A 21,370-nucleotide genomic window follows, 5' to 3' on the forward strand; every position below is an offset into this window, starting at 1 on the left:
GACCCTAACGTAACATGATAGCTTATGATCATCTCAGGAGGTGAAGCGAGGGCATGGCTTACAGGGTAAAGGAAGTCGCAGAGCTTGTGAATATCAGTGTACGGACTCTGCATCATTATGATGAAATTGGTTTGCTTGCACCCGGGTCCATCAATCAGGCAGGTTATCGGTTGTACACGGACAGAGAGCTGGAAAGGCTTCAACAGATCTTGTTTTTCCGGGAAATCGGTTTTTCGCTGCAGGAAATCAAGGTCATACTGGATGATCCTGGATTTGACCGTACCCAGGCATTGTTAGCTCACAAGGAGCTGCTGCTGGAAAAAAAGAAGCGGCTGGAGCGCATCATCGATACGGTGAATCAAAGTATACAATCGGCACAAGGAGGCATGGAGATGAGTAACAAAGACAAGTTTGAGGGCTTTGACCAAAGTGCTATCGAGCAGCACAAAAAGAAGTATGCGGCTGAGGCGAGACAAAGATATGGTCATGCAGCAGTTGAAGCGGTCGAGAAGCGGACAGACCGCTACACGAAAGAGGATTGGGCGAACATCACAGAGGAGAACGACAAGATCCATACGCGGATCGTCGCTGCTATGCATCGCGGTCCGGATGATCCCGAGGTGCAGGTGGCCGTGGGTGATTTAAGACGACATATTACGGATTACTATTATGACTGTACACCGGAAATTTTCCGTGGACTCGGTGATTTGTACGTAATGGATGAGCGTTTCACCGCCAATATTGATAAGCACGGACCCGGCTTGGCTGCATTTCTCAGAGAGGCGATGCATATTTATTGCGACAGACTTGGCGCCGGGAATTGAGTAGCTAATGGGCCTTAAAAGTGAGGTGAATAAGTCCCGCTGCACGGCCAAATATCCTTCCGATCGCTGACGCTTCTACAGGACCATTTGGCCGCTCCGCTCGTTATTCACCGCACTTTTAAATAAGACTAAGTATTAATAGCTAGTCTCAAATATGAACGAGGAAGCCTCCAGATCGACTTTACTCGTCGATCTGGAGGCTTACATTTCTTCAACTATTCAGCTTTTTTTACATACAGTCTGCTGGTTTCTTCCCAGATCTCGCCTGGCTCCAGACCGAACAATCCGATCAGCTCCTTGTCGAGCTCCTGCTTGATATTCGGTGCGTTCACCAGATTGATTTGCGGCTCTGGACAAAAGAAACCTTCCGTCGCTCCGTTGTTCCAGATCATCCACTGCTTGTAGCTGGTGCCGACATCATAGACGAGAGTCAGCTTATTGCGCGCATCGGTAAGCTCCATTCGGTTTCTTCCATTTTGCGGAACAGCCGTATAATGATTATCCATCGATTCAAAGAATGGGGACAGCCCACCAGCCTTCATGTTTTCCTCATCTGCTGTAAGCGCTTGAAACTGACCCGTCGGCAGCATTCGTTGATCCAGCTCCCAGCGTTCGCCAATCGTCATATTGAAGCGATAATCGGATGCCGAGCTGTCCGAAGCGAATGGTGCATTGATTGAGGTATGGAAGGCAAGCAGACGAGGCATCGGCGTGTCGCCGTCATTGCGAATCAGCACGTGCTGCGATAATCCATTGCTGCTTAAGGAATAACGAAGCTGAATCGTAAACGCATGCGGGATATATGTATATACAGAATGTCCCTCTGTTACTGTCAAGCTTAAGGTTACCCAGCTCTGTGCTTCATCAGCCCCATAACCATCCACCTTCCAAGGAATATTATGAACAAAGCCGTGAAGATGGTTGCCAGTCTTCGGTTCATTGACAGGAAAACGATATACGCTGCCATTCCAATGAAAGTCGCCGTCTTCATAACGATTCGGTGGAAACAGTACCGGGATGCCATGAATGATCGGATTGGCTTTGAAGGCTTCCATCTCGTTTTGCTCCGGTTCGTGCAGGAAGCTGTACTGGTTGGCTGTATCGCGAAAGGCAATCAGATTGGCGCCCACACCCGGCAAAACAGCAGCTTCATAATTCGCTGCGCGCAGCCATACAGCCGGTTCTTCTTGATACATGCCTTCATGAGCCTGTGCTTGATTGTTCATATTTTCCTCCTGAAATGATAAGAATAATAGCCTATACCCATTATAAGAAAAAGATCTAAAAAAACAAACAAAATGATAATTTTACAGCATGCCAATTGGTCAGCACCCTTTATATAATGAGGGAAAGGAGCTGATAACCATGCTAACCAAAGCAACCTATGACAGCACAACCGCTTATGTGAATACGTATTCGATTCCTTCCGAATTAAAAATCACCGATATTCGATTTGCCGATATCGAGGGTTCCCCGATGCACTGCAGTTTAATTCAGGTATACACCAATCAAGGTTTAATCGGTTATGGCGAAGTAAGGGATGCGGCAGACAAGAACTATGCGTTACTATTGAAATCCCGTTTGCTTGGTGAAAATCCATGCCAGATTGATAAGCTGTTTCGTCGTATCAAGCAATTCGGAGGCCATTCCCGTCAAGGCGGAGGGGTGAGCGGCATCGAGATCGCACTTTGGGATTTGGCAGGAAAAGCATACGGTATCCCTATTTATCAAATGCTGGGAGGCAAGTTCCGCGATAAAATCCGGATGTATTGTGACACCGATGTGCAAGGCAGAGATACCGGACTGACAATGGGGCAAGCGCTGAAATCACGGATGGAAAAAGGCTATACGTTTTTGAAAATGGATCTGGGCATTAATCAAATCATCCAGGAGCCGGGCACCTTAAGCGCACCTTTGGGCTTCTTTGAAGATATGAAAAAGCTGTCGGACGTATGGGCAAATCGGAAAAATACCGAAATGACGGAAATGGAAATCATCCATGCCCGCAACCGAATGTATGACGCCTACAATGTTGCGCATCCTTTTACCGGCATCCATGTAACTGAAAAAGGGCTTGATATGCTGGAGCAGTATGTAAGCGACGTACGTTCAGTCATCGGCTATGAGGTACCGCTCGCGATTGACCACTTTGGTCATATCGGCGTGGAGGACTGCATTAAACTGGGACGCCGGATCGATAAATATAATTTGGCCTGGATGGAGGATATGATTCCATGGCAATACACGGAATTATATGTCAGACTGGCGAGATCGGTCACGACACCGATATGTACCGGGGAGGATATCTATTTGAAGGAAAATTTTAAACCGCTGCTGGAATCCGGTGGAGTTGCGGTGATACATCCGGATCTTCTGACTTCTGGCGGTATATTGGAAACGAAAAAAATCGGCGACATGGCGCAGGATTACGCTGTTGCAATGGCCATTCATATGGCTGAAAGCCCGATTGCCTGCCTGGCTGCTGTCCATTGTGCAGCAGCTACGGAAAACTTCCTTGCGCTTGAATTCCATTCCGATCACGTCTCCTGGTGGGATGATATCGTGATTGGGCGTTCACTGCCCAAACCGTTAATACAAAATGGCTTTATAACCGTACCGGATGCGCCGGGACTAGGCATCGACTCCTTAAATGACGAGGTAATTGCCGAGCATTTGCATGCGAATATTCCGGGCTTGTGGGAATCGACGGACGAATGGAACCATTCGTGGTCCAACGATCGTCTCTGGAGCTAAATAAAGACAGGATTCAGAAAAGCGAACCATCGGCGCAGCCGTCATTCGCAATTCCGAATCCTGTCTTTTTGTAGGAGTCGCACCTCATTGAGGCCTGAGTTATACCTTTAATTCGGCTAGCAGAATTTGCCGTTCGCGCTCTCCCGCAGCTGCCGCTTCCATTAAACCTCTGATATAACCAACTCCGTACAAGCGACCAAGTAATTCATAGCCCGGATTATCGTTATTCTCGCCCTCCATCGTCGGGACGTGGTCAGGTCGAGCGGGACCTTGAAAACCAACCTCGTAATAGGTCTTCATAGCTTCAAGCATATCCGTTTGACCATCATCATGAAACGTTTCCTCGAACTTCTCTGGCGTTCCGCGAACATCACGGAAATGGACGAAAAAGATTTTGTCCTGCGCTGCAAACTTGCGGATCACAGTCGGTATATCCTCACCTGCTGTCGCTAGTGTTCCTTGGCATAACGTAATACCGCTGTATTCGCTCGGCACCAGATCAATAGCTTGCTGCAGCGCATCCGAGCTTCGCAGAATTCGTGACACCCCACGAATCGGAGAGATCGGCGGGTCATCGGGATGCAGGGCCAGCCTGACCTTTGCTTTTTCCGCGACAGGTACAATCCGTTCCAGATAGTATTTCAAATGTTCCCATAATTGATCCTCACTTACGATACCGGCTTCGGTCAACGGCGCATTGGCTAATAAGGCATGATCGTAGCCTGAGACCAGCGCGCCTCCACGGGTACGGATCGTGGTTGAGGTGCGAAACCAATTGAATTGAGCCATAAAGTTATAGCAGAGCACAGAGATGCCAGCAGCCCCCATATTCGTGATGAACTGGCACATGATATCAATCTCTTCATCTCGTCCTGGCAGGCCAAGTTTGATGCGGTTCGTTTCGGGCGCCGATTCAATGACTTGAAGATTGAGTCCAAAATCAGCGAATCTTTGTTTCATTTGCACCAAATTCATATAATCCCATGGTTTCATACCGTGATCTTCCTTGGGCAGAGGACCAACGGCATCATTAACGCCCATCTGCTTGGCAAGATGCCAGAGCCTGCTTGGATATCCGGGGAAAAATTCAGCTAATTGAAGCATGAATAGACCGACCTCCTTATAATGAAAACCCGTGCTTTGTTCTGCATCGTCCCCTAATATACCGCCCTGTTCTTTTGCAAGAAGCAGGACGGTACAAGGATACCCAGGACGATTTACTTTTTGTTCAGCTTCGCTTCGGTTTCCTTGCCTTTGGCTACGATTTTGTCATATGCCTGTTCAATCGTTTGTTTTTTGAACATGACCGCTTCCATTTCCGACTTATACAAGCTTGTGAAATCGGACCAGCCTTGAGGAGCCGGATAGAACGGAAGTGCCTTATCGAGTGCATTGCCTAACAGATCCTTACCCATCAAGTCTTTTTTGCTTAAGGTGGGCTCCAGGGTTTTGTAAATCGCATCGTTGATCGGAACGCCGCGAGTCAACCCGAGTGTTTTGCCTACTTCCTGATCGGAGATAAACCATTGAATAAATTTCTTGCCTTCAGCCGCATATTTGGTGGATTTGCTTAAGCTGAAGAAGATTGTGGCTTGTGCCCATCCGCCTCCAGCCGGACCTACAGGATTGTTGACTACCGAAATTTTACCCGGGTTGAGTGTTTCCATGACGCCAACAGAACCGACAGTAACGCCTCTTGCCATGACACCGGATACCATCGCGTCGGCTTTGGGATCATTTTCTTTAAAGGCCGTGGTCGCTTCTGCAGATGGAAGGGTTCCGTCAGCACGCCATTGCTCATGCATTTGTTGAAATTTGAACCAGAGATCCTTATCCAGATTAAATTTGGTTCCATCCTGCATGATTGGTCCTTTGCCATTGGATGTCTGATAGAACTGATACCAGTCCCATACGCTTGTATTATCGGTAAACGGATATTTACCTTTAGGCAGCTTGTCATGAGCTTCCTTCATGTAAGTGAAATATTCATCCCATGTCCAATCCTTATGTGGCAGCTTCACGCCAGCCGCCTCCAGCTCCGCTTTGTTGAAGGCGACTCCCGCACCGTTATGACTGAGCGGAATTCCATATAATTTGCCGTCAATCTTGACGTTGTTGACGATTCTTGGATCGACAAGTCCCTTCAGATCGACATCGGATAGATCCATAAGCAAGCCTTTTTTGGCATATTCGTTAATATAAGCTCCGTCCATTTGCAGGATGTCGGTCATGGAATTGGAGGCAGCAAGTGTAGGCAGCTTGGTCCAAAAGGCATCAAACGCCATATATTCGGAAGTGAATTTAATATTTGGGTTTTTGGCGGAATACATTTCGAGTGCTTTCAGAGTCGCTTGATGGCGGTCATCCGGTCCCCACCACATAATCCGCAGGTCGGCATTTTTGCCGGCAGCAGGTGCATCCTTGGCAGGAGTACTGGTGCCAGTGGTCTCAACGGTTTTGGAGCAAGCAGTCAGAATCAATGAAAAAGCAAGCACCGCTACAATTATATTTGTCTTTTTATTAGCTTTCATTATACATAACACTCCCTTTGATCATATAGTTGTACAGGTTCCACCCGTTAATCGATCTGCCTGCACAGCGCAGCGTACACTTCCATAACATGGCTAGCTCATGAATGGATTGCATGCCTTCCGTGAGGCCGATGAACCTGCAGGCTGTTTATCTAACATATATCCATCATTTTCGCTTCACGCAGTTGGTTTATGAAGATTCCAACTATCAGTCTGTCATCCGGGTGCGGCCAACATCCCAGATCGTTCAGTACATGGGGATACAGTTATCCTTTAATACCGGTTGTAGCAATGCCTTCAACAAAATGCTTTTGTGCCGAGATGAACAAAATGACGGATGGAATAATCGATAGCAGGGACATCGCGAGAAGCTGTCCCCATTGAATTTCAAACTGATCAATGAACATGCGAAGCGCCAGGCCAACGGTATAGTTATCAACCGAGCTTAAATATAAAACCTGCGCAAAAAAATCGTCCCAGCTCCATATAAAAGTGAAAATCGCTACGGATACCAATGCTGGCTTGATTAATGGAAAAATAACATGTGAAAATGTTTTGTACACCGAGGCTCCGTCGATCTTGGCGGCCTCATCGAGCTCTCTTGGGATCCCGCGTATAAATTGAACGACAAGAAATACGAAGAAGGCGCCGCCTCCAAAAAAGTGCGGGAGAATAAGCGGGATATAGCTGTTTACTAATCCCCAATTGTTAAACATGATGTATTGGGGCACGATGGTAACCTGTCCGGGAAGCATCAGGGTGAGCAGCAAAATCGAGAACCAGAAGGAACGAAGCTTGAATTTGAGTCTGGCAAAACCAAAGGCGACGACCGCGCTGCTCAATACGGCTCCGAGCACATTCCAGAATTCCATCACCAGGGTGTTGAGATAAAAGGTAGTAAAGCTGTATTTGGGTGAAAATACCCAGCCTTTGGAGTAATTTTCCCACATAAAGGTGGTCGGCCAGATCGATGTCGATTTCATATCTGTTACCGTTTTGAGCGAAGCGCCCAGCCACCAGAAAATTGGATAAATCATGATCAAAGAAAATAGGATCAGGATCAAATGGCTGCGAAACGTGCCGAAACTGGTGACTCTGTTCATTTGTCATTCCCGCCTTCCGACTCATAGAATACCCAATACTTGGATGCCAGGAAGTTTAAGCCGGTCATGATCGCTATAATCACGAGCAGGATCCAGGCAAGCGCCGAGGCATATCCCATTTGATAATGTTTGAAAGCCTTTTCATAAAGATAAAAAGCATACATATATGTAGAGTTTGCGGGTCCACCAGCCGTAATGATAAATGCAGAAGTAAATGTTTGAAAGGAGCCGATGATGCCAAGGATGAGATTGAAAAACATAACGGGAGAGAGCATGGGCAAAGTAATGTGAAAGAATTGGCGTATCTTGCCTGCTCCATCGACGGATGCAGATTCATACAAATCCTTCGGTATTTGCCGTAAGCCAGCCAAAAAGATAACCATCGTGGAGCCGAACTGCCATACATTGAGTAAAATGATGGTGCCGAGCGAAGTATCGGGGTTGGCGATCCAGGCTTTACCTTGAACACCAAACCACGAGAGGATTTGATTAACATAGCCGTCCAGACCGAACAGGTTGCGCCAGAGGATCGATACCGCTACGCTGCTTCCGATTAGCGAAGGGAAGTAGATCGCCGTACGGTATACATTCATTCCTTTCAGACTTTTGTTAATGAGAAGCGCTACCATCAATGAAAAAAATAACTTGAGTGGAAGAGAAAACAACACAAACGTAAAAGTAACTCCGAGCGATTTGGTGAACAGATTGTCTTTGAAAAAGATTTCCGTGTAATTGTCGAGTCCCGCCCACACGGGCTGCTCAAGGAGTGAATACTCCGTGAAGGACAAATAAAAGGAGCGTCCTATCGGCCATACGGTTAGCAGTAAAAAACCGAGCAGCCAAGGCGAGATAAATATGTACCCTTCCAAGTGGTTGCTGAATAAGTTTTTTTTACTTTTGCGAACGGGAACTTCTGCTATCGTGTTCATGCTGGATATTTCCTTAACCCCCATTGAGTCACTTCCTTATCCTATGATTCTTGTACTTTCACAGTGTAGCAAAGCGAATTTAACATGCACAGGTGAGGATTTTATGATATTGTTTGATTTTTTAATCAGTCTGATCAGGGTGAATTTAGCTTGCTGCAGGGGGAAATACACATGATGTAAAACCATCAATGCGGTAGTTGGAGGCCATAAATGTAATCACGGAGCATACAAACGGATGTCATGTAAACGCATTCAAAAAGCTTGAACAGTGGAAAAAACTACCTCCTTTCTATTCCAATATACAGACGGTTAGTCATTCCATATAGGGGAATATCATCAGTTGTTAGGGGGAATATGATAAGAATTTACCTATTTGATGAAAAATTTATAATTACTGTACGAAAAGTGCGTAAAAAAACCACATCGACAAATGTATAAATTTGCTTAACATAAGAGGTGAAAATACAATCAGTGAGAAGGAAGGGTTGCACTTGAAATATGATAACCCCGAAGACATTATTCAATTGACGCCACTGTGGCAGGGCGAAAGATTTGCCAATGGCCGTCCCCGGGTATCGGATGATGTATTACGCCGTATGGCGAAAATTACTTTGGAGGAAGCATGGGGCACCTTGTGGAATCACGGCTATGCCTTTCAATTTGAAGGCGATCTCAAAATTGTGCATCCGAATCAGGTGATGGTAGGGCGTGCCGTGACATCCGTATTCGTTCCCAAACGTCCGGATCTGCATGAGACTTTACTGAGCTATGGTCATCAGCAGGAGGACAGAAAAGGCTTTTTCAATCAATGGGTCATCGACACACTGCAGGAGGACGATATTGTAGTGGTTGATTTGTTTGATAAAGTCCATCAAGGGACCTTTGTGGGTGGGAACCTGTCAACGGCGATCGCTTCCAAAACGAAGCGGGGTGGTGCCGTGATCTGGGGTGGTATCCGCGATAACCAGCAAATAGTTGAAATTGAAGGGATCAACGTGTTTTATCGTGGCAGTGATCCGACAGCGATAGCAGATGTCACCATGGTAGGAATCAATACCCCGTGCCGGATCGGTAAAACGATCTGTCTTCCAGGTGATGTGGTGCTGGGAACACCGTCAGGTGTGCTGTTCATTCCGCCTCATCTGGCAGAGCTTACAGTCGTTCAGGCAGAAAAGTCGCAGGTACGCGATATTTTTGGCTTCGTTCGCTTGCGCGAAGACATCTATACAACAGCACAAATCGATTCGCCATGGACTGTTTCTATCTGGAATGACTTCACAGCATGGTTGGATAGCACACAGGAGTCGGCTGAGTACCGTCATCTGACCTGGGATCAGGAGCTGGAGCACGCTATGAGAACAGAGACAGAAGGAAATTCAGGTCAGGTTCGATTGTAAGATGAAATTAAAAAGGGGCAAAACAGGTGATCCCGCCTATTGCCCCCATAGCTTAGTGATTGGCTGATTCCCGATAATCACTTGGCGAGCATCCCACCTTTTTTTTGAATATTTGGCTGAAATAGCGGGAGTCCTGATAACCAATCGATTCAGCGACTTCATAATTTTTTAGATGAGTGTTCTTTAACAGGTGTTTGGCTTTGTCGATGCGAATGTCGGTTAACTGCTCGATGAAGGTTTTGCCAGTATTCGTTTTGAATAACAAGCTGAGGTAGGAGGGTGTCATGTACACTTTTTGGGCAAGGCTGTCAAGCGTGGCGTGCTGAAATTCATTCTCCATGTTCTGGATCGTTTTCATAATAATACTCGTATGGTTGTAGTTAAACTTCCGCATAATAATGCCCCGTAATTCCATGAAGCATTCAAATACATAGGCTTTAATTTCCACGAGATTTCTCTTGGTGACCACCGAGAGGACATCGAATTGGTTGCAACGGGTATCATTCCCGAACTCCGCAAGAACTCTTTTTTCCATTCCGACCAGCAAACGAACCGTAGCTTCGTACAAGACCAGCATTTCACTCGAACCGTTCTCGACCAAAAATTCGTAAAAGACGTCTATCACGTGTTCAACTTCAGAGGAATCTACGGCTGATTTGAAAGTATCATAAAGCTCCTTTTCTTTCACATATGAATATTCACACATGTACTCACTCCTAACCAAGTTTTCCGAATTACAATCTTTTTGTTAGGTTAATTGTTATGTTGTTAGTAAAAGAATACTGTTTTCAATAAAATGATATCGGTTACATTACCAATTTATGATAATAGTACAATGAATAGGGTGGAATTTCAACCTAATTTATTAGAACTTAGAGAATTATAGCAGATATTTTAAAATTCAAGCATACATCATACAAATAAAACCTAACAAAATAATTTGTTAGGTTGCTGTGTGTTAAGTCTTATTTTTGAAAAATGCGGGTGCTGCCTCTGACAATCATTTGACTTTGCAGTAAAACTTTTTCATATGGCATCAAAGGGTTATCGATTCTCCACAGCAATAAATCAACAGCCTTGGCTCCCAGCGCCGCTTCCTCGGCTATGATGGTTGTCAATTCAGGGAACAATTTGATGATGTCTTCATTGTTATCAAAGCCGGTTATAGAGCAATCCTCGGGTACCTGAATGGCTAGCTCGTTCAGCACATTCAAGACATGCAGAGCAACTTGATCATTGGCACATACGAAAGCAGTGGGGAAGGTGCTCCCTGTGAGCTGTACAAGCTCGGCTGTAAGCCGATTGTAATTGTCTTCATCTACAGACGGCTTGATCTTAAGCAGGCTGCTGTTGAATGTATAATCATTCATTTTCTCATCCATCACGGATTTAAACCCGCACCATCGGTCATAAAAACTTCTCGAATAATGAATATCCCCGACAAACTGGAAGCGGGTATGGCCTGTATCCAATAAATAATGGGTTAACCTTCGTAAACTATCAAAGCTGTTCATAAAAACGCTATCGGAAGCGAGCAACTCATCCTCATGATCAACCAGAACGAAAGGGATCGATAAATTTCTAAGTTCCAGAAGCATTTCGGGAGCAATAAGGCCCACACTGATTACGCCTTTTAATCCTTCAGGTTTAATAACGAGGTTAAAATTTTGTGGAGAATCATCAGTGATGATAATCGTACCGATGCCTCTTTTCTCCAAATTAGCTGAAATTCCTTCCAGAATTTTGCCCCAATAGGCCGATTCCTTGTTCTGACTTCTGATGTTGGGGATGAGAATGCCGATTATTTTGTAATCAGGATCTGTGGAAGGCTGCGGATCAGGGCTGCTGTTTTTTTGATTGCTATAACCGAATTCGGCAGCGACTTTATGTATCTTTTCACGGGTTGCTTCACTTATACCTGATTTGCCAGACAAGGCCTTGGATACAGCGAACTTGGATACGCCTACTTTATCGGCTATTTCCTGCATAGTGACCTTTTTGCTTCGAGACATGATGCTCACTCCGATAATAGGTTTTGATATAATTTTTGCATACTTGTAAACCGAATATCAACTGTTTTTATTTACAAACCGATGGTCGGTATGTATAATAACATTAACTAAATAAACTGATTATGTTATGGAGGTGTTACTTCTTGAAACAGGAAGAACGAAGACAGCTAACGAAGCAAAAGCTGCTCGACACGACCAAGGAGCTGATCCGCGAGAAGGGCTGCGATTCCTTGACGATGAAAGATATTATGGATCATTCGGGTTTGTCCAAAGGAGCTATTTTTCATTATGTAAAAAGCAAGGATGAGATTTATGCCTGGGTGCTCAAGGAAAGAAATGAGATGATCAATCGCAGCTTTATGGGAGAGGTCGAGCGTGGAGATAAGGATTTTGAGGGGCCTTTACGGAAAATAACGGAAACTCTTCATCACTTGGATGATCCCGCGGATGTGTCGAACAAAGTTCTGAAATATTTGATCGGCAAGGAGGACCAGCCTGAGGTTGCGGAAGTGCTGGAAGAGTTTTATGAGCAGACACTCAGTTTTTCCAAACAATGGATTATTACTGGTCAGCAGCATGGTGTCATTCCGAATACGGTTGATGCGGACAAAACAGCAGGATTATTTGTGTTAATTTCACTTGGCTTGCGGATCCGTTCTTCTTTAACTTCTGCTCCTGCTACTTTCAGTCTACAGGATTATTTCAGCTTTCTGTCTGATACGTTGAAGCCGCGTTAAAAACATGGAGAGGTTGTGTATGCAAATGAGCTATTGGTTAGTGATCCATATTATCGGAGTTGTTCTGTTAGTCGGAAATATCGTGACAGCAGCGTTCTGGAAAATACGAGCGGATCTGCAAAATAATCCGGTTGTGATTCATAGTGCAGTCAAAAATGTGATGCTGGCGGATTATGTGTTTACGCTGCCAGGTATCGCATTGATTACGATATCCGGCATAGTCATGGCGGTTCGTTCAGGAATGCCGATGTCAGGCTTGAGCTGGCTTACGTTGTCGGTAATACTGTTTGCTATTTCAGGGATCTTGTGGCTGACACTGCTTATACCGCTTCAGCGCAGCATGATTCGGCATAGTGCTCAATCCGTTGAACAAAAAGCGGTTACGGAGGGATATCGTCGTGCTTCCCGCTATTGGGCTATTTTTGGCATCGTGTCGACGCTTCTGCCGGTCGTTATTTTATATTTGATGATTACGAGGACCTTATAATTAGGAAGAGAGAGGTGGAGGAACATGGCTCCGTTATATACGCTTATTATATCGTTATTATCATTTCGATTGTTTGGGGCGCTTGGTTGGTCATATTTTATTTCTTGGCATGCATCGCTTCAGGCCGCGGTGGCCGTCATGCTGCTGCTTACAGCTTCAGCCCATTTCGGGAAAAGACGTCCCGATCTGATACGGATGGTTCCCTCCTGGCTTCCTGCGCCGGATAGGATCGTAACCATTACCGGTTGGCTTGAACTGGCCGCTGCTGCAGGAATTCTGATACCTGGCATTTCGCAATTGACCTCGATTTGTCTGGTCATCCTGCTTATAGCGATGTTCCCTGCAAATATTCAGGCTGCCCGTCAGGGCTTGACCATTAATGGCAAACCTACACCTCCTCTCGGGATTCGTTCCTTGCTGCAAATTATTTTTGTGGTCGCAGTTCTAATAGCTGGATAGAAAGCTTTTTGTTTTGGGTAACTTATATATAAGCAGCTTGTAGCAGCATAAGGACCATGCTCCGCACATCTCACAATCTAATATTGAAGGCGAGTTGTACAAATGAAAAAAATCTCTTGCAAAGAGAATGAGTTTTCATTATTATATATTTAAATAATTTAAATATTAACTTGTATAACATTAAACCTATGATAGAGAGAGGTGAAAAGCATGGAGAAAGCAATGAGCTCATCTAAGGAAAAGGAGTCTATTTACGACAAGGACTCCTCATTGGAAGCCCATGATCCGAACAATCGGAAAGGACTGTTGGTTGCGGGATTAATCATCGCCATGCTGTTCGGTGCATTGGATGGAACGATAGTCGGAACCGCAATGCCGAGAATTGTTGGTGATTTGGGTGGATTAGGTTTGATGACATGGCTGACGACAGCCTATATGCTGACGTCTACGGTTATTGTTCCGATTGCCGGGAAGTTGGCCGATTTATTGGGACGCAGAGTTGTTTATGTAACGGGCTTGAGTATTTTCATCATAGCATCCGCCCTGTGCGGATTATCGCAAAATATGACCGAGCTTATATTGTTTCGCGGCTTGCAGGGTATCGGCGGCGGGATTATGATGCCGATGGCGATGATTATTATAGGTGATATTTTCACAGGCAAACAGCGTGCCAAATGGCAGGGGGTATTCGGTGCCTTGTTTGGGCTTTCCTCCATTATTGGTCCGCAGGTCGGCGGCTGGATTGTTGATGCTGCCAGCTGGCGTTGGGTGTTCTACATTAATTTGCCAGTGGGGGTATTGGCTATCGTATTGATTGCAATTGCTCTTCCCAAGTTCCAAAGAAAAGACAAGGTTGAATTCGATATTGCCGGTATGACGACGATGATTGTGGGTGTCGTAAGCTTGCTGCTGGCATTAACGTTCGGCGGGAAAAATTTTGCCTGGGTTTCCTGGCAGGTCATTGGATTGATTGTACTTGCGGTCGTTTCTTTGGTTAGCTTTGTTGTGATCGAATCGAAAGCGAAGGAAGCGATACTGCCTGTCTCGCTATTCCGCAATAAAACGTTCACGATCATTAACGGAGTTGGCTTTCTGATGAGTGTCGGCATGTTCGGTGCGATCATGTTTGTACCGTTGTTCATGCAGGGCATAGTCGGAATTAGTCCGGCAGCGTCCGGTACTGTGATGACGCCCATGATGATCACGATGATTGCAGCGAGTGTTCTCGGCGGTCAGATGGTTCAGAAGATCGGTGTACGTACGCAGATGGGTATTGGGATGGTCATTATGGCTGTCGGATTTATTTTGCTGACCACACTCAGCATGACTACCTCGAAGCTGACGGCTTCCAGCTTTATGATGGTCATAGGTCTTGGCATGGGGCTGGTTATGCCGCTGCTTACACTGGCTTTGCAGGAAAGCTTTCCTAAGTCAGAGCTTGGCGTGGTCACCTCATCAAGTCAATTTTTCCGGCAAATTGGCGGTACCTTTGGGATGACCATACTTGGAGCGATTATGAACCATCATTCCAGTAATTTGCTGACCGTTAATCTTGTTCCTGTGCTAAAGCAGATTCCTCAGCAAGGAAGTTCATTGATCAGTGATATGATTGCCAAAATCAGTTCGGACCCGCAATCACTGTATTCGGTGCTGCTCAATCCAGAGGCGCTAAGCCAGATGCCGCAGGCATTAACCGCTCAGATTGTACCGATTTTAAAAACAGCCTTGGTCGATTCCTTGCATACGGTGTTTATGTTCGGTCTCGTATTCGTCATTCTGGGCGCCATTCTAAGCCTGTTTGTTGGCAAGGTACAGCTGTCGGACCGTAAAGGCTCTGATCCTAACAAGGAGCCACAAGAGGCTGTGTAATAATGCGGATTACAAGCCACACGATAACGTGTGGCTTCATGCGGAAGAGTAAAGCAGATGATAGTCGTGATTCTATACGATATTTGCGATTAATTGGCTATTTTTGGAGTTTTAAAAACATCTGTTTTTCTGCTATATTATTTCGTGTACTAAATATTTTTATTATAATGATTAAGACATGTAAATGTTAAAGGGGAAATGATTTTGTTTAGTAAAAGGAGTGAACGTCCTTGATTGACTTTTTTAGTATGGAGAAGATCGAGCGTCTTCATCGGCAGATTCATAAAAAATTCGTATCTGAATGGAACACCGTCAGTCCGAGTCCGATGAATTTGAGCTTGCCTCAGGCGAATATGCTGCATATGCTGCGCAAAGAGGGGATTCAAAGAGTATCCGATCTTGCTGAGAGATTGTGTATGACACCTGGGGGACTTACATTATTATGCGATAAGCTGGAGGAAAAGGGATTAATTCTAAGATATCGGGATGAAGGCGATCGCCGTAGCGTATATCTGGAAATTAGTCCGCAAGGAGTGGAAGCCAGTATAGCAAGTCAGCAGTTGAAGAAGGAGCTTATTGAAAAAATGCTGCAGGGAATATCTGCCGAGGAGCTGCGAATTTTAGATAAGCTGTACACGACTCTTTTGCACAACCTCGGAGAAGAAAAGAGCTAGGCCTATATGTTCATTTATTTCGTACACGAAATAATATAATGGATACAGACATTTTAGAGATGGAAAGAGGATTGAGGAGAAACATGAAGCGAAAAGCGGTGTTAATTGTTATTTTGACGGTACTGGTGATCGCCGGTGGTGGTATTGGCGGTATGTTCTGGTATCAGGGTCAAAACTTTGTATCATCTGAGGATGCAAGGCTTGCTGGTGATATTTATAAGGTGATGCCGCGGGTAACTGGAAAGGTTCTTTCGATGTCAGTGAACGAAGGGGATCATGTACTGGCAGATCAAATCATCGGTCAACAGGACAGCAACAATCTGAGTATCAGTAATTTGGAGCAGGCTACGTTAAGATCACCGATTAAGGGAACTGTTATTAAATCATTAATCAAAACAGGCGAGATTGCTTCTCCAGGTCAAACAGTGGCAATGGTCGTCGATCAAAGTCAGCTATATGTGTCTGCCAACATCGAGGAGACGGAAATTCATCGACTTCAAGTAGGCCAACCGGTAGAAATCACAGTGGATACCTTCAAGGGCTTGACCTTGACAGGAAAGGTTCAAGAGATTAGCAAAGCAACAGCATCTACCTTTTCATTGCTGCCTGCTTCGAATACAAGTGGTAATTTCACAAAAGTGACACAGAGGGTTCCCATTAAAATTTCCATTGATAATCAACAAGGATATGAACTATCACCGGGACTCAGCAGTGTGATCAAGATCAGGGTTAAAAATTAAAGAATGCAACCATAATTAAGGTTAACTGATAAAGGGGAGCAAAACGATGAAAACAAGGCATCAAATTTGGGTTCCGGCGGTACTGTCGCTTGCACTGGTGAGCGCATTGTCCGGTTGTGGTTCTTCTGTCACAGGAGGCCAGGCTAATGGTGCAGGAGCTGAAGCACCCGTGAAAGTAATGAAGCTGGGTCAGCTCGCAGACTCTGGCTGGAGCGGTAAAATTAATCCGGATCAAGAAGTGAAAATTGTCAGTAAAATCTCAGGAAAAGTATCCACTGTCAATGTAAATGAAGGTGCTGCCGTGAAAAAGGGTGATGTGCTTGTACAGCTTGAGACCGATGATCTGGTTCAACAGCTGAAGCAGGCAGAGTCGGGAGTGGTGGCTTCCAATGCCAAGCTTGCCGATACGCAGGCAGGTGCACGTTCGCAAGAAATTAAAGCAGCTGAAAGCTCCGTCCGCGCGGCTGAAGCAGCCCATGGTCAGACCGTCGCAGCAGTCGAGCAGGCCAATGCAGGCTTTGAACTAGCGACGAACACGTACAACAGGCTTCGCAATCAGTTTGACAGCTCTTCAGCCGTAACGAAAGAGGACGTCGATCGTGGAAAGCTGGAGTACGAGAAAGCCAGAACAGGCTATGAGCAGGCTCAGGCCGCAAGTCAGGCCGCTGCTGCACAGGTCGATGCTGCCAGAGCGAAGCTTGAGCTGACACAAGCGGGGGCTACAAGCAACACGATCATGGCCCTGCAAGCGGATCTGGATCGTTTGAACGCTGCTGTTCAGTTAGCGAGTAATTCTGTCAATAATGCGACCATTACGTCGCCAACAGATGGCATTGTCATCAAGCGCAGCATACAGCCTGGCGAAATGGCACAGCCGGGTGTCGCATTGTTCTCTGTTGTGGATATGAATCAGGTACAGGTAGAGCTTAGCGTAACGGACACGCAAATCGGTTCTATTAAAGCAGGAACTGCCGTTGATGTGAAGGCGGCCAACATACCGGATAAAACATTCCCGGGCACAATTTCCTTTGTAAGTCCGGTTTCCAACGCCAACAGCAATACGTTCCCGGTTAAAGTTACTGTGGACAATAAGGATGGTCTGCTGTTTGCCGGAACTGTGGCCGAGGTGCATCTGAAGGATGCAGCGCAAGCACGTCTTGAGGCTCCTAAATCGTCGATCATCAAGAAGGATGGCAAAGAGTATGTCATCAAGGTAGACAACGGAACGGCTCACAAGATCGAAGTCAAGACAACAGAAAAAAATCAGGATTGGGTCTATATAGAAGCGAATGCCAATCTGCAAGCGCAGCAGCAAATCGCAGTGACTCCCAGCGATAGCATCGTTGACGGCGCTAAATTGAAAGTGGAATAGGTGGTGCAGTATTATGGCTGACGCTTCGACATTATCGGCGGATTCCAAGAGTGACAGCAGTATGTGGCTTGGGCTCATTGCCATTGTGCTCGGTACCTTCGTTTCCGTCCTGAACAGCAGCTTGATGAATGTTGCACTGCTGAAATTCGTTGCCGTGTTTGGCTCTGATGTGCCAACCGTTCAATGGGTTATTACCGGCTATATGCTGGCTGCAGCTGTAGTTATTCCAATGAGTGGTTTCCTGGGAGCACGGTTCGGCAATAAAAATGTATTTATTTACTCGGTGCTTGGCTTTACCATTGGTTCCGTTCTGTGTGGAATCGCCTGGAGCGATTCTACCCTGATCATGTTCCGTATTATTCAAGGGCTTGCCGGTGGTTTTATTATGCCAGTCGGCATGTCGATCATTTACACGACATTTCCACGTGAAAAAGTAGGAACAGCTATCGGATTATGGGGCGTTGCTGCAATGGTAGCGCCCGCGCTTGGCCCAACTGTAGGCGGATATATGATCCAGTATTACAGCTGGCGTTGGTTGTTCTTGGTTAACATACCCATCGGGTTGTTCGCTTTTATTATGGGCAAAATTTTGCTAAAAGATTCACCAAGAAAATTGGATATAAAGTTCGATACGGCTGGCGCAGTGCTTTCCATTCTGTTTTTTGGAACCCTGATGCTCGCATTATCCAAAGGACAGTCCGAAGGCTGGACATCGCTATTTATTGTTAGCCTGTTGTTTGTATCCTTCTTCAGTCTACTGCTGTTGATTTGGGTTGAACTCGGCAGTAAGAATCCATTATTGGATCTGAAAATATTTAAAAACCCGCAATTTACAATGAGTACCATTGCCGGTAGTCTCGTCATGATGGGAATGCTCGGGGGCACCTTTCTGACTCCTCTTTACTTGCAAAATATACAGTCCATGTCCGCCATGGATACAGGGCTTCTCATGATGCCTCAGTCCATTGCAATGGCCTTTATGATGCCGATTAGCGGTAAACTCACAGACAAGTTTGGCATCATTCCCGTTGGAATAGTCGGACTGGCCACTCTTGGCTTTACGACGATGGAGCTTCATATGCTGACGGCCGATACGCCAAATCATTGGCTTAATGTTGTCTTGACGATACGTGCTATTGGTATTGGACTTGTGATGATGCCTTTAACGTCTGCGGGTATGATGTCCATTCCGACGAGCCAAGTCGGCAATGCATCGCCATTATCCAATGTAGTCCGGCAAGTAGCGGGATCAATGGGTATTGCTTTATTTACTTCGATCATGAGCAGTCGTCAACTCGTTCACTACCAGCATATTTCGGAAAGCGTCCCTGTCGATTCGTTGGCCGCGAGCAATGCGATCTCAGCAATGACAGGAGCTATTTACCAATGGGGTGTGGACACGACCACTGCAAGTGGGGCTGCAGCTATGAACCTTGCAGGGATGATCCAGAAGGAAGCTCTGGTTCGAGGTATTGCTGATACGTTCTATATATCTGCGATTCCAGCATTCCTGTGTATACCGGTTGTATTCTTCCTGACCAGCAAGCGGAAGGCTGCTCCTGCCCCTGCAGCACCGGAGACTAAACCTCCGACTACAATCAGCTTGGAAAAAGATGGCGTGTTGAAGGCTTAACAGATTAAAGCTTAAATCAGATTTTGGGAGGATTTACAATGAAATTATATTGGAAACAGGCCGTCTCTACGGTGATGATTGCCTCGTCGGTTGTGCTAGCTGTCTCTCCTGCATTCGCGGACGCAGCTGTGCCTGTGCCTTCTGTGGTCGCGTCACCGACTTATAGTATTACAGATATGACGCAGGCTCAGGTGAAAAACGTGCTTTTGGAAAAGACCGCCGGAGGCTGGAGAATCGGTTCCGTTATTAAACTGTCCAATAGCTCCGGAGCAATTGTACGTATTCCTGATTTCGAATTGCGCGCCAAGGCAGCCGACGGCACTTCTTATACGCTTCTGCCGAGTGCAGCCAATGCCAAATCGATCTCACCTCAAAGCAATGTCGAGCTTAGCTATATGACTGAGATTGATGCGAAAAACGAGATTTCTTTGACAGATCTAATATGGGTAGATGTCAATATGAATGTATACCCCAAACAGGAGACTGTACTTGCTGATGCAGGTATCGGATCGATTGTCTGGAAAGGCAGCGATGCTGTTATTGATGATGCTTCGCTATTGAGCTGGGGACAATCCTTCACTTTACCTGATATCACTTCATCACTTACGTATTCAGCGGTAAGCCTGTCGACGCAATTTACAGAGCAAACACCGACCTATGTGGTTCAGTTAAAGGTAAATAATTCGAGCAGCTTTACAGAAACCGTACCTGATTTCACTTTGAGCGGCAAAGCAAGCGGACAATCGTTTGTTGGTAAGCGCGTCGAGCAGAAACCGGTCAGCGTGAATCCTGGAGAAAGCCAATATCTGTACTACACCATTCCAACGGATGCCGGAATAAAGCCGGAAGCTTTCTATGTGTTAACTCCTGAAAGCTTTCTGAAGCAGGGTCAAACGACTCCGCAGTCTTATTATACCGGACGAATTGGCTTCCACCTGCCAACGGAGGATGCGAATGCAGTCAGCTTGCCAGCTTATCAAATGGGCACGCCAATAACGATTGATGCCGTTAGTCAAGCCGTAAATCCTAAGCTTGCTGTCTCCTTGGTACGCGCAGATTGGTATGAGAACGAAGGACAAAGCTATAAAACAGTCGTGGCCAATTTGAAATATATGAACAATAGCGATAGTCCATTGCCAATTCCTGCCCTTGGAACCGAGCTGGTGAATAATTCAGGAACTGCCTATGCCGGGAACGTGCTGCCCAGCACTGTAAAAGAAGTATTGCCGGGTATGGGAGTATCAGTTGCTTATGCTTTCACAATGCCGATTTCCGAGGAAGCAGAGAGCTTTAACTTCAAGCTGCAGGAGCCACAGGGTGAATCCGGCTTTAAGGCTTCGATTGCACAATTGAATGTAGCCGTGCAGAAAACAGTGCCTAATGACACTGAATTTAATTTGTATCCATATAATGTGAAGTTGAACTCATGGGCCTTATCGATGATGATTGCGCAAAATGCTTCCACCAAAGATTATAATTATACGTACAAACTGAAGACACTGATGGATATTAACACCACAGATAATGTCGTGACGGAAGAAAATAATCCCAAGCTGCTAATTGAGCTGGATAATCCTGCTGGTGAACGCATTGCCTTCAAAACCTTATTGCTCAGTGGCCCGGACCGGATCATGAGCGGTAACCAGAATATTTACTTCACTAACGGCAGCTCCGATCAACTGGAATCACCGCTTAAATTGAAAATCTATGAAACGATTACAACGCCAATAGGTGAAGCCAGACGTTTGTTATCATCCTTGTCCCAGTAATCATATCGTATAGGATAGTTTATTGATGAAATAGCGGGCCCTCTTCTTGGCGACATTCGAATAATATGATATAGTTTGAA

The 21,370-nt window shown here is 45.7% G+C and carries 19 protein-coding genes; 12 read left to right on the forward strand and 7 right to left on the reverse strand.

From position 1 onward, the window contains the following. Positions 1–53 precede the first annotated feature (53 nt). Complete coding sequence (locus NST47_RS09085) at positions 54–824, forward strand: MerR family transcriptional regulator (RefSeq protein ID WP_341154844.1); 771 nt, start codon at positions 54–56, stop codon at positions 822–824. Positions 825–1,039: 215 nt separating this feature from the next. Here the strand turns inward: NST47_RS09085 and NST47_RS09090 are convergent, their stop codons facing one another. Continuing rightward, positions 1,040–2,050: an aldose 1-epimerase gene (locus NST47_RS09090; RefSeq protein WP_341154845.1), complete on the reverse strand. Its 1,011-nt coding sequence runs from the start codon at positions 2,048–2,050 to the stop codon at positions 1,040–1,042. A 139-nt stretch (positions 2,051–2,189) separates the two neighbouring features. On the opposite strand from NST47_RS09090, the gene NST47_RS09095 reads away from it, so the two are divergent. Continuing rightward, complete coding sequence (locus tag NST47_RS09095; RefSeq protein WP_341154846.1) at positions 2,190–3,578, forward strand: mandelate racemase/muconate lactonizing enzyme family protein; 1,389 nt, start codon at positions 2,190–2,192, stop codon at positions 3,576–3,578. A gap of 99 nt (positions 3,579–3,677) precedes the next feature. Here the strand turns inward: NST47_RS09095 and NST47_RS09100 are convergent, their stop codons facing one another. From NST47_RS09100 to NST47_RS09115, 4 genes are all read right to left on the reverse strand, one after another. Then, on the reverse strand, positions 3,678–4,682 hold the full coding sequence (locus NST47_RS09100; protein WP_341154847.1) for a mannonate dehydratase: 1,005 nt from the start codon (positions 4,680–4,682) through the stop codon (positions 3,678–3,680). Between the two features lie 113 nt (positions 4,683–4,795). Beyond that, positions 4,796–6,109: an ABC transporter substrate-binding protein gene (locus NST47_RS09105; RefSeq protein WP_341154848.1), complete on the reverse strand. Its 1,314-nt coding sequence runs from the start codon at positions 6,107–6,109 to the stop codon at positions 4,796–4,798. A 266-nt stretch (positions 6,110–6,375) separates the two neighbouring features. Then, positions 6,376–7,212: a carbohydrate ABC transporter permease gene (locus NST47_RS09110; protein ID WP_076232261.1), complete on the reverse strand. Its 837-nt coding sequence runs from the start codon at positions 7,210–7,212 to the stop codon at positions 6,376–6,378. Continuing rightward, positions 7,209–8,141 (reverse strand): carbohydrate ABC transporter permease, encoded by a 933-nt coding sequence (locus NST47_RS09115; protein ID WP_341154849.1) that lies wholly within the window; start codon positions 8,139–8,141, stop codon positions 7,209–7,211. Before NST47_RS09115 ends, NST47_RS09110 begins: the two co-directional genes overlap by 4 nt. Before the next feature lie 491 nt (positions 8,142–8,632). On the opposite strand from NST47_RS09115, the gene NST47_RS09120 reads away from it, so the two are divergent. After that, entirely contained in the window at positions 8,633–9,538 is a 906-nt protein-coding gene (locus NST47_RS09120) for an RraA family protein (RefSeq protein WP_341154850.1), read from the forward strand. Between the two features lie 52 nt (positions 9,539–9,590). On the opposite strand, the gene NST47_RS09125 is transcribed toward NST47_RS09120, so the two are convergent. Together NST47_RS09125 and NST47_RS09130 are read right to left on the reverse strand one after the other, a co-directional pair. Next, positions 9,591–10,244: a helix-turn-helix transcriptional regulator gene (locus NST47_RS09125; protein WP_341154851.1), complete on the reverse strand. Its 654-nt coding sequence runs from the start codon at positions 10,242–10,244 to the stop codon at positions 9,591–9,593. Positions 10,245–10,503: 259 nt separating this feature from the next. Further along, positions 10,504–11,550 (reverse strand): LacI family DNA-binding transcriptional regulator, encoded by a 1,047-nt coding sequence (locus NST47_RS09130; protein WP_341154852.1) that lies wholly within the window; start codon positions 11,548–11,550, stop codon positions 10,504–10,506. 143 nt (positions 11,551–11,693) lie between these two features. Here NST47_RS09130 and NST47_RS09135 point away from each other — a divergent pair, with 143 nt between their 5' ends. The 9 genes from NST47_RS09135 (at position 11,694) to NST47_RS09175 (ending at position 21,290) form a co-directional block, all read left to right on the forward strand. Continuing rightward, positions 11,694–12,287 (forward strand): TetR/AcrR family transcriptional regulator, encoded by a 594-nt coding sequence (locus NST47_RS09135; RefSeq protein WP_341154853.1) that lies wholly within the window; start codon positions 11,694–11,696, stop codon positions 12,285–12,287. 25 nt (positions 12,288–12,312) lie between these two features. After that, positions 12,313–12,774, forward strand: coding sequence for a DUF2269 family protein (locus NST47_RS09140; RefSeq protein ID WP_341154854.1), 462 nt, complete (start codon positions 12,313–12,315; stop codon positions 12,772–12,774). 24 nt (positions 12,775–12,798) lie between these two features. Next, positions 12,799–13,233, forward strand: coding sequence for a DoxX family protein (locus NST47_RS09145; RefSeq protein ID WP_341154855.1), 435 nt, complete (start codon positions 12,799–12,801; stop codon positions 13,231–13,233). A 270-nt stretch (positions 13,234–13,503) separates the two neighbouring features. Next, positions 13,504–15,102, forward strand: a complete 1,599-nt coding sequence (locus tag NST47_RS09150) for an MDR family MFS transporter (protein WP_445667450.1) — start codon at positions 13,504–13,506, stop codon at positions 15,100–15,102. Positions 15,103–15,350: 248 nt separating this feature from the next. Continuing rightward, the gene (locus tag NST47_RS09155) at positions 15,351–15,776 is read left to right on the forward strand and encodes a MarR family winged helix-turn-helix transcriptional regulator (protein ID WP_341154857.1); all 426 of its coding nucleotides are present in this window, start codon (positions 15,351–15,353) and stop codon (positions 15,774–15,776) included. 83 nt (positions 15,777–15,859) lie between these two features. After that, entirely contained in the window at positions 15,860–16,516 is a 657-nt protein-coding gene (locus tag NST47_RS09160; RefSeq protein ID WP_341154858.1) for an HlyD family secretion protein, read from the forward strand. A gap of 46 nt (positions 16,517–16,562) precedes the next feature. Continuing rightward, complete coding sequence (locus tag NST47_RS09165) at positions 16,563–17,888, forward strand: efflux RND transporter periplasmic adaptor subunit (protein ID WP_341154859.1); 1,326 nt, start codon at positions 16,563–16,565, stop codon at positions 17,886–17,888. A gap of 13 nt (positions 17,889–17,901) precedes the next feature. Continuing rightward, the gene (locus tag NST47_RS09170) at positions 17,902–19,521 is read left to right on the forward strand and encodes a DHA2 family efflux MFS transporter permease subunit (protein WP_341154860.1); all 1,620 of its coding nucleotides are present in this window, start codon (positions 17,902–17,904) and stop codon (positions 19,519–19,521) included. A gap of 38 nt (positions 19,522–19,559) precedes the next feature. Further along, positions 19,560–21,290 carry a hypothetical protein gene (locus tag NST47_RS09175; protein WP_341154861.1) on the forward strand — a complete coding sequence of 577 codons (1,731 nt, stop codon included), beginning with the start codon at positions 19,560–19,562 and terminating at the stop codon, positions 21,288–21,290. The last annotated feature ends 80 nt before the right edge of the window (positions 21,291–21,370 follow it).

Source organism: Paenibacillus sp. FSL H8-0034 (genome assembly GCF_038000305.1).
In the GTDB taxonomy this organism is placed as follows: domain Bacteria; phylum Bacillota; class Bacilli; order Paenibacillales; family NBRC-103111; genus Paenibacillus_S.

Bases quoted from the DNA above. Each gene is read 5' to 3' on its own strand.
- NST47_RS09085 (WP_341154844.1), top strand. From the start codon at position 54: ATGGCTTACAGGGTAAAGGAAGTCGCAGAGCTTGTGAATATCAGTGTA.
- NST47_RS09090 (WP_341154845.1), bottom strand. From the start codon at position 2,050: ATGAACAATCAAGCACAGGCTCATGAAGGCATGTATCAAGAAGAACCG.
- NST47_RS09095 (WP_341154846.1), top strand. From the start codon at position 2,190: ATGCTAACCAAAGCAACCTATGACAGCACAACCGCTTATGTGAATACG.
- NST47_RS09100 (WP_341154847.1), bottom strand. From the start codon at position 4,682: ATGCTTCAATTAGCTGAATTTTTCCCCGGATATCCAAGCAGGCTCTGG.
- NST47_RS09105 (WP_341154848.1), bottom strand. From the start codon at position 6,109: ATGAAAGCTAATAAAAAGACAAATATAATTGTAGCGGTGCTTGCTTTT.
- NST47_RS09110 (WP_076232261.1), bottom strand. From the start codon at position 7,212: ATGAACAGAGTCACCAGTTTCGGCACGTTTCGCAGCCATTTGATCCTG.
- NST47_RS09115 (WP_341154849.1), bottom strand. From the start codon at position 8,141: ATGAACACGATAGCAGAAGTTCCCGTTCGCAAAAGTAAAAAAAACTTA.
- NST47_RS09125 (WP_341154851.1), bottom strand. From the start codon at position 10,244: ATGTGTGAATATTCATATGTGAAAGAAAAGGAGCTTTATGATACTTTC.
- NST47_RS09130 (WP_341154852.1), bottom strand. From the start codon at position 11,550: ATGTCTCGAAGCAAAAAGGTCACTATGCAGGAAATAGCCGATAAAGTA.
- NST47_RS09140 (WP_341154854.1), top strand. From the start codon at position 12,313: ATGAGCTATTGGTTAGTGATCCATATTATCGGAGTTGTTCTGTTAGTC.
- NST47_RS09145 (WP_341154855.1), top strand. From the start codon at position 12,799: ATGGCTCCGTTATATACGCTTATTATATCGTTATTATCATTTCGATTG.
- NST47_RS09155 (WP_341154857.1), top strand. From the start codon at position 15,351: ATGGAGAAGATCGAGCGTCTTCATCGGCAGATTCATAAAAAATTCGTA.
- NST47_RS09160 (WP_341154858.1), top strand. From the start codon at position 15,860: ATGAAGCGAAAAGCGGTGTTAATTGTTATTTTGACGGTACTGGTGATC.
- NST47_RS09165 (WP_341154859.1), top strand. From the start codon at position 16,563: ATGAAAACAAGGCATCAAATTTGGGTTCCGGCGGTACTGTCGCTTGCA.
- NST47_RS09170 (WP_341154860.1), top strand. From the start codon at position 17,902: ATGGCTGACGCTTCGACATTATCGGCGGATTCCAAGAGTGACAGCAGT.
- NST47_RS09175 (WP_341154861.1), top strand. From the start codon at position 19,560: ATGAAATTATATTGGAAACAGGCCGTCTCTACGGTGATGATTGCCTCG.